The sequence below is a fragment of the Kamptonema formosum PCC 10802 genome (genome assembly GCF_000332335.1).
Lineage (GTDB): Bacteria > Cyanobacteriota > Cyanobacteriia > Cyanobacteriales > Oscillatoriaceae > Oscillatoria.
This window is the reverse complement of record NZ_KB235948.1, coordinates 3174802-3175739: the sequence shown is the minus strand read 5'-3', so window position 1 is coordinate 3175739 and position 938 is coordinate 3174802. Positions and strand designations below refer to the sequence as shown.

1 pseudogene is annotated in these 938 nt (G+C 54.5%); it reads left to right on the top strand.

From position 1 onward, the window contains the following. Positions 1-938, top strand: a pseudogene (locus tag OSC10802_RS57195) (DUF4114 domain-containing protein); the annotation flags it as partial.

The following is a 938-nucleotide window of genomic DNA, read 5'->3' as shown; positions in this document are numbered from 1 at the left end:
ATCGCTTCCTGTTCCAGAAGGATTCGAGATTGCCGGTGCGTTCAATTTAGATGCTGGGGATGACCCGATGAACGTGCCGGCGCAGCTGGCAATTCCCGCACCGGCGCTCGTGCCGGCGGGAACTGAAGTTTATTTTATGCGTAAAGGTGCGCTCCCGGATGAAACCGGCACTTGGAATCCTATTTGGCTGCAAGAAGAGTCTGGGGTAGTGGGTGCTGACGGCATGATTCGCACGTCTTCGCCGCCGTGGCCAGGTGTTGTCAGACCGGGAGAATATATAGTGGTATACTCGGGTCCAACCGGCAGTGCTACGCTTGTCAAAGGTCAGCTGACGCTCAACTATAATTTTCCAATTGCTTTCTTCGGGGTGATTTCCCCAGGGGGAATTGGCCAGTTGCTAATGCCTGACCAATTTGGCGCTGGAAATGCAGCTTTGACGGTTTCTTATGATATCTCGTCGGTGAAGGTGATGGCGGTGCCTGCTGCCGGACTGCCGGTGATTACAGAGGTGGGTGTGCAGCGCAATCAGGATGGGATTGCTAGTTTTTCGGCGGCATTGAATATGCCGGCACCGGCTGAGTCTGACCCGACGGCACCGCCGGTGCTGCAAGAGGCTGAGCTGAAGTTTTCGGATGAGAACAATCAGCCATTTGAGAACAATCAGCCGGTTCTGTTTCTAACCGGCAGTAATGTGCTGGTGAATAGTGGGAGTGACCTTCTTGGCAGCCGGTTTGAGGATTTGGTTGCTAAATTTTATGTGGGCGATAAGGCGTATGAGGGGACGGTTTTGCCCAATCTGAGCCGAGAGTTGGGGGACAATCGCTTTGAGGTGGCGGTTAAGGTGCCCAATACTGTGCCTCTGGGTGCGTCGCGCATTGTCCTGACGCGCCGGCAGAACCATTTGGCCGGTCAAAATGGCACAGAGCCGGTGTATGAAG